A 14,358-nucleotide genomic window follows, 5' to 3' on the forward strand; every position below is an offset into this window, starting at 1 on the left:
TGGCGCTCGCGACGCTTTTGGGCGGGCGTTCAGGCGGAGGCCGCGCGGCGGCCCCGGGCCCGCGCCATGGCATCGCGGTCGGCCTTGCGCAGGCGCCCCTTGGCCGACAGCCGCATCAGGGTGCCCAGGGCCACCATCAGGCCGATCACCTCGACCAGCGCGGCCGGGATCCACATGGTCAGCCCGCCGATGGTCTGGTCGGTCTGCGCCGACATGGCGATGGCGCGGCCGCACAATTCGAACAGGGGATAGATATCGCTTTCGGTGAAGGCGATGACCGCGCCCGCCACCATCTGCGGCAGCATGGTCAGGATCGGCGAGATCACCCGGCCGCCCGGCGTCATCGCGGCCGGCGGGGCGGGACGGCGGTCCAGGATGAGGTTCCAGTACATGAAGCCGCTGATGACCACGGACCAGTTCATCACGCGATACAGCCGCCAGTCGAGCATGGAATAGAACTGCACCGACGGAATCAGCCAGACCAGCACCAGGAACACGAACAGGGTCGGCACGAAGATCTTGTTGGTCAGCACCGCCACGGTGGCGCGGCCGGCACCGGTGCGCAGGAAATCACGCAGGCGGATGCGCCACGACATCGGCAGCCCGGCGCGCATGACCTGTCCGGGGAAGGCCGCCATCACCAGCAGCGGACCGAGGTGATGCAGCACCAGGTGCTGGATGCGGTGGATGAAGAACATGCGCTCGGCGTAGTAGTCCACCCGCGTATGCAGGGACAGGTACAGCAGCACCATGCCCAGCCAGAACAGCGCGCGGCGCGCGCCCGTCACGTGATGCACGCGCTGGCCGCGCACGAACAGCACGATGGCCACCAGGAAGGAGGCCACCAGCGTGGGAGAGAACTCCCAGGGTATGAGCCATTCGAGACTGTCCATGCGGGTCATCCGGAAAATGCCGGCAGGGGCGAAACGCCCGGGCCTAGACGGGCCGCGCCATCAGGCGCGATCGCGTCGATTGTAGTGGACCCGGGCGCCCCCCGTACGGCTCAGAACCGGTGCGAAATACCCGTACCGAAACGCGACGTGTGGGAATGGCCCGGGTCGAACTGGTTGTCCAGGGTGTAATTGGACGCGTAGCCGGCGAACGCATAGAGCGTGGTGCGCGGCGACAGGTCATACGTATACCCCAATGTCACCAATTGCGCATTGCGCGCCGTCGAACCATCCTCCCATTTCCAGTCGGGCCGCGCCAGCGACCACTGCACCACCACGGCGCCGTGGCCGACCGGCACGCTGGCGCCCAGCAGCCAGGCATTGACGGTGCCGCCGCGCGCGAACGCCGCCGGCCCCAGGTTGCGGCCCAGGTTGTCCGGATCGCCGCCGTCCAGGCCGACGTAGCCGTTGCGCTGGCGCGACCAGGCCGCCGACACCTTGACCACCTCGAAGTCGTAGGAGGCGCCCAGCTGCACCGCCTGCGGCCGGCCGGTGCTGCCCTCGACCGGCTCGGCCAGGCGCAGCTGGTCCCAGGTGGCGACCGCCAGCAAGGGGCCGTCCTCGTACTTCAGGCCCAGGCTGAGGGCGCGGTTGTTGGCCGCGGTCTTGAAGCGGTTGCCGTCGTCGGCGTCGAAGGAATAGCCGACGCCCGCCTGGAAGCCCTGCCAGGTCGGCGTGTAGTAGTTGACCAGGTTGCTGAACTGGTAGTTGTCCGATGCCTTGAAGGTGGCGCCCATGCCCATGTCCTTCCAGGAGGCCAGCTCCAGCGCATTGCCGTAGGTCTTGCCGACGGTGTACTGGCGTCCCAGGCGCAGGTCGCCGTAGCGGTCGTGGGCCAGCCCGACCCAGGCGCCGTAGTTGAACATGCGGTCGTCGTCGGCGCGCTTGCCGGTGGACGGGTCGAAACCGCTTTCGAGTTGGAAGCGGGTGCTCCAGCCATCGCCCAGGTCCTCGGCGCCGCGCAGGCCCCACAGGGAATCGGTCAGGCCGCCATTGAGGATGCCGTTGTGGGTGCCCTGCCCGGAAGTGTGGGTGGTGGCGATGCCCGCATCCACCACGCCATAGAGCTGAACGCCCGGGCCATCGCCGGCCGCACAGACCGTCAGGGGAAGGCTGGCCGCGCCCGCCACGAGCGTCGTGGCAACAGTCGAGATTTTCATGCTGATCTCCAGAATCCGGGGTGGCGCCGCCACCGCCGGAGGTATTGAATCCACGGCGGGCGCCTGCCCACCGCCAGGTGTATCAATAGTGACTATTGCCAGCCGTAGCGGCGCACCCAGATGCCCTTGAGCAATTGGGTCAGCACGCAGTAACTCAGCAAGATGCCGACCAGCCAGGGGAAATAGCTCCACGGCAGCGCCTGCAGCTGGAAGTACTCGGCCAGCGGCGAGAACGGCAGGAACAACCCCAGTCCGACCACCATGGCCGTCATCAGCATCAACGGCCATGCGGCGCGGCTCTGCAGGAACGGGATCTTGCGAGTGCGGATCATATGCACGATGAGCGTCTGCGACAACAAGCCTTCGACGAACCAGCCGGACTGGAACAGCGTCTGGTGTTCGGGCGCGTTGGCCTGGAATACGTACCACATGAGCGCGTAGGTGGCGATGTCGAAGATGGAGCTGATCGGGCCGAAGAACACCATGAAGCGGCCCAGTCCGGCGGGGTCCCATTGCTGCGGCTTTTTCAGGAGTTCCTCGTCGACATTGTCGAACGGGATTGCGGTCTGCGAAATGTCGTACATCAAGTTCTGCAGCAGCAGGTGGATCGGCAGCATCGGCAGGAACGGCAGGAATGCGCTGGCCACCAGCACCGAGAAGACGTTGCCGAAATTCGAGCTGGCCGTCATCTTCAGGTACTTGAGCATGTTGCAGAAGGTCTTGCGTCCCTCGATCACACCGTCCTCCAGCACCATCAGGCTCTTTTCCAGCAGGATGATGTCGGCGGCTTCCTTCGAGATATCCACCGCCGAGTCCACCGAAATGCCCACGTCGGCCGCGCGCAGGGCCGGTGCGTCGTTGATGCCGTCGCCCATGAAGCCCACGGTGTTGCCCTGCGCCCGCAGCATGCGGACGATGCGCTCCTTGTGCGCTGGCGTCAGGCGCGCGAACACGTTGGCTTCGCGCACCGCCACGGCCAGCCGGCCGTCGTCCATGGCCTCGATGTCGGCGCCCAGGTAGACCTTGCGGACCTCGAAGCCGACTTCACGGCAGACCTTCTGCGTCACCAGTTCGACATCGCCCGTCAGCACCTTGACCTCGATGCCGGAACCGCGCAGCGCGGCCAGCGCCGGGCCGGTGGATTCCTTGGGGGGGTCGAGGAAGGCGATGTAACCCACCAGCACCAGCTCGGCCTCGTCGGCCACGCCATAGGCCTGCTGGGTGGGCGGCAGCTCGCGCACGCCCACGGCGATCACGCGCAGTCCGTCACGGTTCAGGTCGGCGGTCACGCGGCGGATGTCGGCGCGGCGCGCGTCCGTCAGGGGATGCACGTCCTTGCCGACCCGCAGGCGGGTGCAGACCGAGAGCATTTCCTCCAGCGCGCCCTTGCAGATCAGTTCATGATGCTCGCGGCCGTTCTCGGTTTCGCTGACCACCACCGACATGCGGCGGCGCGAGAAATCGAACGGGATCTCGTCGATCTTGCGGTAGCGGGCGGCCAGGTCCAGCTTGCGTTCCACCTCGGCATGGCGCAGCACGGCCACGTCGAGCAGGTTCTTCAAACCGGTCTGGTAGTAGCTGTTGAGATAGGCATAGGCCAGCACGTCGTCGCTGGTGGCGCCATACACGTCGGTATGGCGCTCGAGCACGATGCGGTCCTGCGTCAACGTGCCGGTCTTGTCGGTGCACAGCACGTTCATGGCGCCCAGGTTCTGGATCGCGTCCAGCCGCTTGACCACCACCTTGCGGCGCGACATCCGCACCGCGCCCTTGGCCAGCGTGGCGGTGACGATCATCGGCAGCATTTCCGGCGTCAGGCCCACGGCGATCGCCAGCGCGAACAGCAGCGCCTCGAGCCAGTCGCCCTTGGTGAAGCCGTTGATCAGCAGCACGATGGGCGCCATCACCAGCATGAAGCGGATCAGCACCCAACTGACGCGGTTGATGCCCTGCTGGAACTGCGTCGGCATGCGCGAGGTCTGGGTCACCCGCCCGGCCAGCTGGCCGAAGTAGGTGCCGGAGCCGGTCGCCACCACCAGGGCGGTGCCGGAGCCGCTGACCACGTTGGTGCCCATGAAGGCCATGTTCTCGAGTTCCAGCGCATTGGCGGTCGCGACGCGCTGCATGGCGTATTTCTCGACCGGCAGCGATTCGCCGGTCAGGGCCGCCTGGGCCACGAACAGGTCCTTGGCGCCCAGGATGCGGCAGTCGGCGGGGATCATGTCGCCCGCGGACAGCAGCACCACGTCGCCCGGCACCAGTTCGGCCAGCGGCACCTCGATCTGGCGCGAGCCCGAGGCGTGCAGCGTGGCGCCGAAGAAGCGGCGCGTATCACCCTCGGCCATGCCGGCGGCGTCGCTGCGCAGCACCGTGGCGGTGTTCTGCACCATGGCCTTCAGGGCCTCGGCGGCGCGGTTGGAGCGGCGCTCCTGCACGAAGCGCAGCAGCGTCGAGATCACCACCATCGAGCCGATGATGATGACGCCCTTCCATGACTGGTCGTCGGGCTCGGCCATGTACACGTCGGTGACCCACGACAGCGAGGCCAGGCCGGTCAGCAGCAGGTTGAAGGGGTTGCGGAACGATTGCCACAGGTGGGCGTACCAGGTCAGCGGCTTTTCGTGGTCGACCTCGTTGGCGCCGTAGCGGGCGCGGGCCTCATCGGCCTGGGCTTCGGACAGGCCGCCGCGGCCGCTGCGGAACATCGAGAACAGCGCGTCGAAATCCATGCGCGCCACATCCAGCATGCGGCGGTTGGCGCGGCGCGCGGCGTCGGAGGAGTCGGCCGTGGCGACGGCCGGGCCGCCGCCCTGCTCGAGCATGGGGGAACGCCGGAAGTGGCGCCCCGATCGCCGCAGCCCGGCCGCGGAGGAAAAGAAGGTCTTCAGGAATTTGAACATCGGAGTGTTCCAGTTATTGGTGTTGTTCTGGAAGACACGGGCTGGCCGCCGCCATGCCTTTGCGCGGGCAGCACGGGGCCGCGGCCTGCGCAAAGCAGGCCGTTTCCGCCACGTACAGGCGTGCGCAGGCACCGGGGCGATGTTGCCGGTGTCCGGATCGCGTCGAGGCGCGCCGGGTGCGGAAGGCGGAACGGGAAACTAGCGGAAGAACCGGGGCCGGCGGAACCGGCGCGCGTCGAGCGGGCCTGGCCGGGGGTTCAGGGCTGCGGATTCCGTACTAGACCGGGTGACTCTCCGGCCAGTCGGCTCGCAAGGGAGAGAACAGGTCAGACAGGCAGGCCGGCGCCGCGCACAAGGCGCAATCGAGGCTCGGGGTCTAAGGCACTGGGCATGGTCTCTCCTGGGGTGGCGGGCGGCGGCGTCAGGCCGCCAGCGGTTGCGCGCCGAAATGCACGTGGCGCACAGCGGGATTGGCGCTCAGCCGGCGGGCTTGCGACATCAGTTCGGCGCGCAGCTCGGGCGGGCAGTTCACGGTGATGCAGGCCGAAGCCATGCCGGGGTCGCGGCCCTGGTCGATCTGCACTTGCGACACGTCGAGTCCGGCCGCGCTGAAGTCCAGGCAGATCTGCTTGCGCAGAGCGCCCAGTTCATCGCGCGGGCAGATGACCGTCAGGCGCGAGGTGCCGCGGCGGCGGCCCATGGCGGTGGCACGGTCCACGCCGGCGCGGCGCAGGAACAAGTCGAAGAAACGCATAGCGGCCTCCATTGCGTAATGGGGAGCGGCTTTCGCGCATACGCGCGCACGCAGGCACACGGCGCATGGCGGGCGGGCACGAAAAAGACGTGCGCGAACGCAGGCGCTGCGACTAGCGGCGGTTCTGGCGGTTTACGTTGGGGAGAATCCCGGCAGGCCGTGGGCCTGCGCTGCTGCCCGGCAAGAAGCCCGGGGCTTGGGATACAACCGCAACCTGTTCAACAGGCTGCGGCAGATGGAGTTCTGCGTGGTCCTGTCAAACAGCGACGTCGATGCAAGATCGACTACTTTCGCCGGAATCGGTATTCACGAAGACTGCTCCTGGGATGGATAACGGGCCAAATTTTACGCGGGTTTCCACTGATGGACAAGGTTTATGGGCAGAAAAGGCCGCTTTTGTGCAAAAAAGGCGCGGGGCTTCTGCGCCGCGCGCCTTCAGGCCCACGCCGCCCTTGTCAGGCGTAGAAATGCCAGCCCAGGTAGGCCGCGAACAAGGCGTAGAAACCGCCCACCGCGGACAGCGCCGGTACGCTCATGCCGGCGCGGCGGAAGCGCAGCCACAGCAGGCCGATCGACAGCATGGTGAACAGGCCGGCGGCCAGCAGCGGGCCATCGAGCAGCCACGGCGTCAGGAAGATACCGAGCGCGCTGGGAATGGTGGCCTGGATCATCATGGCGCCGGAGATGTTGGCCAGCGCCAGCCGTTCCTTGCCCTGACGCACCCAGATCAGCGCGTTCATGATCTCCGGCAATTCAGTGGCGACGGGCGCCAGCAGCAGCGCGGCCACGTGCGGCGAGGCGCCCATGGCGATGCCGAGCATTTCGATCTGGTTGACGAACACGTGCGAGGCGCCGGCGATCACGACCAGGGCCAGCAGCGTCTGGGTCGCGGCCCAGAACATCGACGGATTGTCGTCGCGCGGACGCAGCTTGAGCGGCTCGAGGTCTTCGCAGTCGATGCATTCCTCGTCGTTGCTCAGTTCGCGCTTGATGTACAGGCCATAGGTGGCCAGGAACAGGATGCCCAGCCAGGGCTTCCAGGCGAAGGCCAGCAGGCCCAGTCCGACCTTGAAGACGAAGATGCCCATGAACCAGGCCTGGTCGCGGGCCAGCCGGCGCTGGTCCGCGTTGATACAGTTGGCCTGCGCGGGCTGGCCGCGGCGCGCGCGCCACAGGGCCAGGCCGACCACGGCGTAGGCCAGCGTCGCCAGCACCAGCGGGCCGCCCATGGCCGCGCCGACGCCGATGTCCTTCTGTTCGGGGGTTTCGCCGAACACCACGGCCATGAAGGTCACGGCGCTCTCGGGCAAGGCGGTGCCGAACGCGGCCAGCACGGTGCCGGTCGCGGTGGCGCCAAGCTGGAAGCGGTGTCCGACCCATTCGACGCCATTGACGAAGAATTCGCAGGCGAGATAGATCACTGCCGCGGACAGGAAAAACAGGAACAGGGTGAGCAACATATAGACGAGCCGGACGAGCAGAAACCAATTGGCGCGACGTCGCGGCTCGCCCGGCCAGGGTGAACGCAACGCGGCCAAAGGTCTCGCCTGGCTGATCCATGCGCGGGCGGGCCGCGACATGGAGACCGTTAGCGCCATGGAGTTCTGGCGACCGCTACGCGGTACCGAACCACCAAGTCTGTTGACGCTAACTCCTTTGGGGACAAAGGATGGCTACTCCCCAATGACAGTGCGGCGATTGTAGCAGCGCGCCCATGACAGTCCAATGAATCCCTGCCCGCGGCGTGGAAATGGACGCGGACTGTCGCATCCGCGGCACGGCGAGTAAAGTAAACGGCATCTCAGCTTCCCGCCGGGCCGCGCGCCCCTGCCCCTCATGAGCCTGCCTCCCGCCGATATCGCCCCCTTCGCCGCCCGGCGCCAGCGCCTGATGGAGCGGATGCGCGCCGACGGGGGCGGCATCGCCATCCTGGCCACCGCGCCCGAGGCCATCCGCAACCGCGACGCCGAATACCCCTACCGGCACGACAGCGACTTCTTCTACCTGACCGGCTTCACCGAGCCCGGCGCCTGGCTGGTGCTGATCGCCGGCGCCACCGACCGCGCGCTGCTGTTCTGCCGGCCGCGCCATGTCGAGCACGAGATCTGGGAAGGCCGGCGTTTCGGCCCGGAGGCCGCGGCCGAGCATTTCGGCTTCGACGACGCGCATGCGCTGGACGCGCTCGACGAACTGATGCCCAAGCTGCTGCTGGACCTGCCGACCCTGTACGCGCCGCTGGCCGGCGACAAGCGCACCGACGGTCGCCTGCACCGCTGGCTGGCGGCGGCGCGCGAGGCCAGCCGCGGCGGCCACCAGCCTCCCATGCGGCAACAGGACATCCGGCCGATCCTGGCCGAGATGCGGCTGGTCAAGGACGCCAGCGAGATCGCCGCGATGCGGCGCGCGGCCAAGATCTCGGCAGGCGCCCACGCGCGCGCCATGCGGGCGGCGCGCGCCGGCATGCGCGAATACGAACTGGAAGCGGAACTGCTGTATGAATTCCGCCGCCATGGCGCACAGGCGGTGGCCTACAACAGCATCGTCGCGGCCGGCGCCAATGCCTGCGTGCTGCACTACCCCGCAGGCAAGGCGCTGCTGCGCGACGGCGACCTGGTGCTGATCGACGCGGGCTGCGAAGTCGACAGCTACGCCAGCGACATCACCCGCACCTTCCCGGTCAATGGCCGCTACAGCGGCCCGCAGCGCGCGCTGTACGACCTGACGGTGGCGGCGCAGGAAGCCGCGGCCCAGGCGACCGCGCCCGGACGCGGCTGGAACGACGGCCATGAAGCCGCGGTGCGGGTCCTGGCGCAAGGCATGCTGGACCTGAAGCTGCTGAAGGGCTCGCTGGACGGCGTGATCGAGTCAGGCGACTACAGCCGCTTCTACATGCACCGCACCGGCCACTGGCTGGGCCTGGACGTGCACGACGTGGGCGACTACCGCCAGCCGGGCGGCGGCCCCGGCGCCGAGCGCCCCTGGCGCAAGCTGGAAAGCGGCATGATGCTGACGATCGAGCCAGGCATCTACGTGCGCCCGGCCGACGACGTGCCCGAGGCCTACTGGAACATCGGCATCCGCACCGAGGACGACGCGCTGGTGACGGATGAGGGCTGCGAACTGATCAGCCGCGGCGTGCCGGTGCAGGCCGGCGAGATCGAGGCGCTGATGCGCGAATGAGAGAGCGGTCGCGCGGGCCCGGTATGGCACGGGCCCCGGCCTGGATGGCGGCCCCGGCCTACAGCGTCAGGCCTTCGAGCCAGCCCATCGCCACCCACACGTAGACCACCACCATCGCGATCGCGAACATCGACACGGTGGCGCCCACCAGGCACGCCAGGATGGCGACCAGCACCGGCCCCCAGCCAGTCTTGGGAGACGGCGGCAGCCCGGGGTTGTAGAGGCGGTCGAACTTCTCATCCGGCATCAGCGAGAACACCGCGCTCTCGATGAAGCCGTCGATCATCGGGATGAACAGCAGGAAGAAGGCCGGGTTGTCGTACCAGACCGGGTAGTAGCGGAACGCGCAGAACAGGCTGAGCAGCGCCAACGCCGTCACCAGCCAGGCATGGCGCCGGCCCAGGTACCACCAGTGCGCGCCGAGCCAGCCGAACAGACAGGCCAGCAAGCCGACGGCGACCTTGCCGCGAGGGCGGCGCGGGATTGCGGCGGACAGCGAAGAAGAAGCCTCGAGCTGCGTCATATCAATCAACCGGTAAAGGGTCCCGGGCGCCAAGCCGCGCCGGCAGACCCGGATTGTAGTGGACAGGTAAAATCCCGGCATGACTATCTCCGCCTTCGACATTGCGATTCTCGGCGCCGGCCCCGTGGGGCGTGTCCTGGCGCTGATGCTGGCGCGCGTGGCGCCGGATCCGGCCCGCATCGCCCTGCTGCAAGGCGCCAGCCCGGCGCCCGTGACGCCCGCCGCCGCCGTGCCGGTGGCCGATCCGCGCGTGCTGGCCATGAACCACGGCAGCCGGGTGCTGCTCGAATCGCTGCACGCCTGGCCCGCCAAGGCGGCGGACATCCTCAACATCCATGTCTCGCAACGCGGCCGGCTGGGCCGCAGCGTGATCCGCAACACCGATTTCGACGTGCCGCAGCTGGGCTGCGTGGTCGCCTATTCGGCGCTGCACGCCAAGCTCGAGGAATGCGTGGCCGCCAGCGGCGTCACCCTGCTGTCCGGGCCGCCGGCCACGATCGACGGCCAGGACGCCGACGGCGTGCGCATCCGCCAGGGCGACGCCACCGTGACCTGCCGGGTCGCGGTGCAGTCGGATGGCGCCGGCGCCAGCGACGTGCGCCGCGACTACGGCCAGCACGCCCTGCTGACCACCGCCCACGCCACCCTGCCGCGCCGCGGCTGGGCCTGGGAACGCTTCACCCCCGAGGGTCCGCTGGCGCTGCTACCGCACCCGCAAACGCCGGACGCCTATTCGGTGGTCTGGTGCAGCGCGCCGGACCGCGCGGCCGAACTGGCGGCGCTGGACAACGGCGCCTTTTCGCAGGCCCTGTCGGCGGCCTTCGGCGACCGCCTGGGCCGCCTGTCGTGCCAGGCGCCGCGCCACGTCTTCCCGCTGGCGCTGAGTGCCCGCCGCGCCCTGGTGCAGGGCCGCGTGGCCGCGATCGGCAACGCGGCGCAGACGCTGCATCCGGTGGCTGGCCAGGGCCTGAACCTGGGGCTGCGCGATGCCGGCCGGCTGGCCCAGACCCTGGGCGCGTGGCTGCCCGCCCCGGAGACCAGCCCGACCGCGGCGCTGGCCGACTTCGGCCGCGCGCGCCAGGTCGACCGGATCCTGACCGCCGGCCTCACCGACCTGATGCCGCGCGTGTTCGCCACCGGCCTGGCGCCGGTCGAGCATGCCTGCGGCCTGGCCCTGCTGGGCCTGGACCTGGCGGCGCCCCTGCGGGCCCCGCTGGCGCGCCACCTGCTGCAGGGTTTCCGGGCCTGATCCTCCCCTTTTTTCGTCCGCCTGTTACCAAGCCGTTGTGGACGAAAAAAGAGGGTTCGATCGAGCCGGTTAAAATGTGACCATGCGCATAGGCCCGTGGACCCTTCCCAACAATGTCCTGGTCGCGCCCATGGCGGGCGTGACGGATCGTCCTTTCCGACAGCTTTGCAAGAAATTGGGGGCTGGTTACGCCGTCTCGGAGATGGCCGCCAGCAACCCCAAGCTGTGGGACAGCGTCAAGACCTCACGCCGCCTGAACCACGACGGCGAGATCGCCCCCATTTCGGTGCAGATCGCCGGCGCCGACCCGGCCATGATGGCCGAGGCCGCCGTGTTCAACGCCAACAAGGGCGCGCGCATCATCGACATCAACATGGGCTGCCCCGTGAAGAAGGTCTGCAACGTGGCCTCGGGGTCCGCCCTGCTGCGCCACGAAGACCTGATCGCCCGCATCCTGGACGCCGTGGTCGAGGCCTGCGCGCCGCTGGGGGTACCGGTCACCCTCAAGACCCGCACCGGCTGGGACCGCGACAGCCGCAACGCCCTGCGCGTGGCCAGGCTGGCCCAGGACGCCGGCATCGCCGCCCTGACACTGCATGGACGCACCCGCGCCGACCTCTATACGGGCGAGGCGGAATATGACACTATCCGCGCCGTCCGCGCCGAGCTGAAAATCCCGCTGATCGCCAATGGCGATATCGACTCGCCTGAAAAGGCCAGGCGCGTCCTGGATTACACTGGCGCCGACGCGGTCATGATCGGCCGGGCGGCCCAGGGCCGTCCCTGGATTTTCCGCGAGGTCGACCACTACCTGCGCACGGGCGAAACACTGGCCCCTCCCAGCTATGGGGAAATGCGCGAACTGCTGCTCGAACATCTCGACGACCACTACCGCTTCTATGGCGAACACACCGGCGTACGCACGGCGCGCAAGCACATAGGGTGGTATCTGGACGGCCTGCCGGATGCGGACTCGTTCCGCGACCGCATGAACCTCATCGACAACACCCGCGACCAGTGGCGGGCGGTGTCGGAATGGTTCCTCAATCTTTCCCGTGACGGCAACCCCAACCCGGCGCCTGTCGCGAAAGCCCTGCTGGCGGCATAACCGCCTCAACACCAACATAAAAATATCTGTACTCCGATGAGCAAGAAAGATGTCCTGGAAGAATGCGTGCGCGCCAGCCTGGAGCGCTATTTCGAAGACTTGGGTGAATCCGAGCCCCACGACATGTGGGACATGGTGATGCGCTGCGTTGAGCGCCCGGTTCTCGAAGTGGCGTTGGAACGGTCTGGCGGCAACCAGTCGCGGGCATCCGAAATGCTGGGCATCACGCGCAACACCCTGCGCAAGAAACTGCTGGCCCACAACATCCAGGTATAGAGCGCCGCCGCGCGGGCGGGCCGGCTGGCGCGCCCCGCATCACAGATTTCCCATCCCGACCTGAAGCGAGACAGGCGCCCGCGCCCCACTCCCGTCCCTCACCATGAAAATCGAAACCGCCCTGCTTTCGGTGTCCGACAAGACCGGCATCGTTGAATTTGCCCGCGCGCTGGCCGCGCGCGGCGTGCGCCTGCTGTCGACCGGCGGCACCGCCCGCCTGCTGGCCGACGCCGGCCTGACCGTCACCGAAGTGGCCGCCCACACCGGCTCGCCCGAGATCCTCGACGGCCGCGTCAAGACGCTGCACCCGAAGATCCACGGCGGCCTGCTCGCCCGCCGCGACAGCGCCGAGCACATGGACACCATCAAGGCGGCCGGTATCGATCGCATCGACATGCTGGTGGTCAACCTGTACCCGTTCCGCGAAACCGTGGCCAAGCCGGACTGCACCTTCGCCGACGCGGTCGAGAACATCGACATCGGCGGCCCGGCCATGCTGCGCGCCGCCGCCAAGAACCACGGCACCGAAGCCGGTGGCGTGACGGTGGTGATCGACCCGGTCGACTACTCGCGCGTGCTGTCCGAAATGGACCAGGGCGGCGGCACCTCGTACGGCCTGCGCCTGGCGCTGGCCGCCAAGGTCTACGCCCACACCGCGGCCTACGACGGCGCTATCGCCGCCTACCTGACCAGCCTGACCGACGCCGAGCCGGCGCAGGACGCCGTGCCGGCCCGCCAGGAATGGCCCGGCACCCTGACCCTGCAGGTCAAGCAGGAACAGGCCCTGCGCTATGGCGAGAACCCGCACCAGACCGCCGCGTTCTACGTCGACGCGCAGCGCTCCGCCGGCCTGCTGGGCAACTACCGCCAGCTGCAGGGCAAGGAACTGTCGTACAACAACATCGCCGACGCCGATGCCGCCTGGGAATGCGCGCGCAGCTTCGAGGCGCCCGCCTGCGTCATCGTCAAGCACGCCAACCCCTGCGGCGTGGCCGTGGCGGCCGACACGCTGGGCGCCTACCAGCAGGCCTTCAAGACCGACCCCACCTCGGCCTTCGGCGGCATCATCGCCTTCAACCGCCCGGTCGACGCCGCCACCGCCGAAGCCGTCAGCGCCCAGTTCCTGGAAGTGCTGCTGGCCCCGGCCTATGACGGCGCCGCCCTGGCCATCCTGGCCGCCAAGAAGAACGTGCGTGTGCTGGAAGTGCCGATGGGCACGGGCCAGAACGCCTTCGACGTCAAGCGCGTCGGCGGCGGCTGGCTGGTGCAGAGCCCGGACGCCTACAACGTGCCGCGCGAGGCCCTGAAGGTCGTGTCCAAGCGCCAGCCCACCGAGCAGGAAATGAACGACCTGACGTTCGCCTGGAAGGTCGCCAAGTACGTCAAGTCCAACGCCATCGTGTTCGTTGGCGGCGGCATGACGCTGGGCGTCGGCGCCGGCCAGATGAGCCGCATCGACTCGGCCCGCATCGCCTCGATCAAGGCCGAGAACGCCGGCCTGACGCTGAAGGGCTCGGCGGTGGCGTCGGATGCCTTCTTCCCGTTCCGCGACGGCCTGGACGTGGTGGTGGCCGCGGGCGCGACCTGCGTGATCCAGCCCGGCGGCAGCATGCGCGACGACGAAGTCATCGCCGCGGCCGACGAGCATGGCATCGCCATGGTGCTGACCGGCACCCGTCACTTCCGCCACTGATGCGCGTCCTCGGCATCGATCCCGGCCTGCGCCGCACCGGCTTCGGTGTGATCGATGCCGACGGCTCGCGGCTGCGCTATGTCGCCAGCGGGACCATCGTGGTCCCGCCGGCGCTGACGCTGTCCGAGCGCCTCAAGGTCATCCTGGACAACCTGCGCCAGGTGGCGCGCGACACGCAACCCGACGTCGCCGCGCTGGAAATCGTCTTCCTGAACACCAATCCGGCCTCGACCCTGCTGCTGGGCCAGGCCCGCGGCGCGGCGCTGTGCGCGCTGGCCGACAGTTCGCTCGCGGTGCACGAATACACCGCGCTGCAGATCAAGAAAGCGGTGGTCGGCACCGGCCGCGCGGCCAAGGAACAGGTGCAGATGATGGTGCAGCACCTGCTGGCGCTGGACGGCACGCCCGCCCCCGACTCGGCCGACGCGCTGGCCTGCGCCATCTGCCACGCCCACGTCGGCCCCCTGCAGGACCGGCTGACGCAGCTGGGCACGCGCCTGAACCTGGGCGGCAAGACCCGCATCCGCAACGGCCGCCTGCTCGGCTGAGCCTCGCGCCCCCGTCT

General features: G+C 68.5%; 12 protein-coding genes and 1 riboswitch. Of the genes, 6 read left to right on the forward strand and 6 right to left on the reverse strand.

Going from position 1 to position 14,358, the window contains the following annotated elements:
• Positions 1-29: 29 nt before the first annotated feature.
• The 5 genes from I6I07_RS01435 to I6I07_RS01455 form a co-directional block, all read right to left on the reverse strand.
• Positions 30-902: a cytochrome c oxidase assembly protein gene (locus I6I07_RS01435; protein WP_198485452.1), complete on the reverse strand. Its 873-nt coding sequence runs from the start codon at positions 900-902 to the stop codon at positions 30-32.
• A 101-nt stretch (positions 903-1,003) separates the two neighbouring features.
• Entirely contained in the window at positions 1,004-2,110 is a 1,107-nt protein-coding gene (locus tag I6I07_RS01440; protein ID WP_198485453.1) for a porin, read from the reverse strand.
• A 92-nt stretch (positions 2,111-2,202) separates the two neighbouring features.
• Entirely contained in the window at positions 2,203-5,010 is a 2,808-nt protein-coding gene (mgtA, locus tag I6I07_RS01445) for a magnesium-translocating P-type ATPase (protein WP_198485454.1), read from the reverse strand.
• A 421-nt stretch (positions 5,011-5,431) separates the two neighbouring features.
• Complete coding sequence (locus tag I6I07_RS01450; RefSeq protein ID WP_006393168.1) at positions 5,432-5,764, reverse strand: hypothetical protein; 333 nt, start codon at positions 5,762-5,764, stop codon at positions 5,432-5,434.
• A 455-nt stretch (positions 5,765-6,219) separates the two neighbouring features.
• Positions 6,220-7,224, reverse strand: coding sequence for a sodium:calcium antiporter (locus tag I6I07_RS01455; protein ID WP_198485455.1), 1,005 nt, complete (start codon positions 7,222-7,224; stop codon positions 6,220-6,222).
• A 79-nt stretch (positions 7,225-7,303) separates the two neighbouring features.
• Positions 7,304-7,458: riboswitch (yybP-ykoY riboswitch) on the reverse strand.
• Positions 7,459-7,600: 142 nt separating this feature from the next.
• Between I6I07_RS01455 and I6I07_RS01460 the strand changes: the two genes are divergently transcribed.
• Complete coding sequence (locus I6I07_RS01460) at positions 7,601-8,944, forward strand: aminopeptidase P N-terminal domain-containing protein (protein ID WP_198485456.1); 1,344 nt, start codon at positions 7,601-7,603, stop codon at positions 8,942-8,944.
• Positions 8,945-9,002: 58 nt separating this feature from the next.
• Here the strand turns inward: I6I07_RS01460 and I6I07_RS01465 are convergent, their stop codons facing one another.
• Positions 9,003-9,467, reverse strand: a complete 465-nt coding sequence (locus tag I6I07_RS01465; RefSeq protein WP_006393165.1) for a TM2 domain-containing protein — start codon at positions 9,465-9,467, stop codon at positions 9,003-9,005.
• A gap of 79 nt (positions 9,468-9,546) precedes the next feature.
• Here I6I07_RS01465 and I6I07_RS01470 point away from each other — a divergent pair, with 79 nt between their 5' ends.
• The 5 genes from I6I07_RS01470 (at position 9,547) to ruvC (ending at position 14,341) form a co-directional block, all read left to right on the forward strand.
• The gene (locus tag I6I07_RS01470) at positions 9,547-10,716 is read left to right on the forward strand and encodes a UbiH/UbiF/VisC/COQ6 family ubiquinone biosynthesis hydroxylase (RefSeq protein ID WP_198485457.1); all 1,170 of its coding nucleotides are present in this window, start codon (positions 9,547-9,549) and stop codon (positions 10,714-10,716) included.
• A gap of 82 nt (positions 10,717-10,798) precedes the next feature.
• On the forward strand, positions 10,799-11,824 hold the full coding sequence (gene dusB, locus I6I07_RS01475) for a tRNA dihydrouridine synthase DusB (RefSeq protein ID WP_035360023.1): 1,026 nt from the start codon (positions 10,799-10,801) through the stop codon (positions 11,822-11,824).
• Between the two features lie 36 nt (positions 11,825-11,860).
• Positions 11,861-12,100 (forward strand): helix-turn-helix domain-containing protein, encoded by a 240-nt coding sequence (locus tag I6I07_RS01480; RefSeq protein ID WP_006217670.1) that lies wholly within the window; start codon positions 11,861-11,863, stop codon positions 12,098-12,100.
• A gap of 103 nt (positions 12,101-12,203) precedes the next feature.
• Positions 12,204-13,793, forward strand: coding sequence for a bifunctional phosphoribosylaminoimidazolecarboxamide formyltransferase/IMP cyclohydrolase (gene purH / locus I6I07_RS01485; protein WP_198485458.1), 1,590 nt, complete (start codon positions 12,204-12,206; stop codon positions 13,791-13,793).
• On the forward strand, positions 13,793-14,341 hold the full coding sequence (ruvC, locus tag I6I07_RS01490; RefSeq protein WP_198485459.1) for a crossover junction endodeoxyribonuclease RuvC: 549 nt from the start codon (positions 13,793-13,795) through the stop codon (positions 14,339-14,341). The genes purH and ruvC overlap by 1 nt, the downstream gene beginning before the upstream one ends.
• The last annotated feature ends 17 nt before the right edge of the window (positions 14,342-14,358 follow it).

This window comes from Achromobacter deleyi, assembly GCF_016127315.1.
GTDB lineage: Bacteria > Pseudomonadota > Gammaproteobacteria > Burkholderiales > Burkholderiaceae_B > Achromobacter > Achromobacter insuavis_A.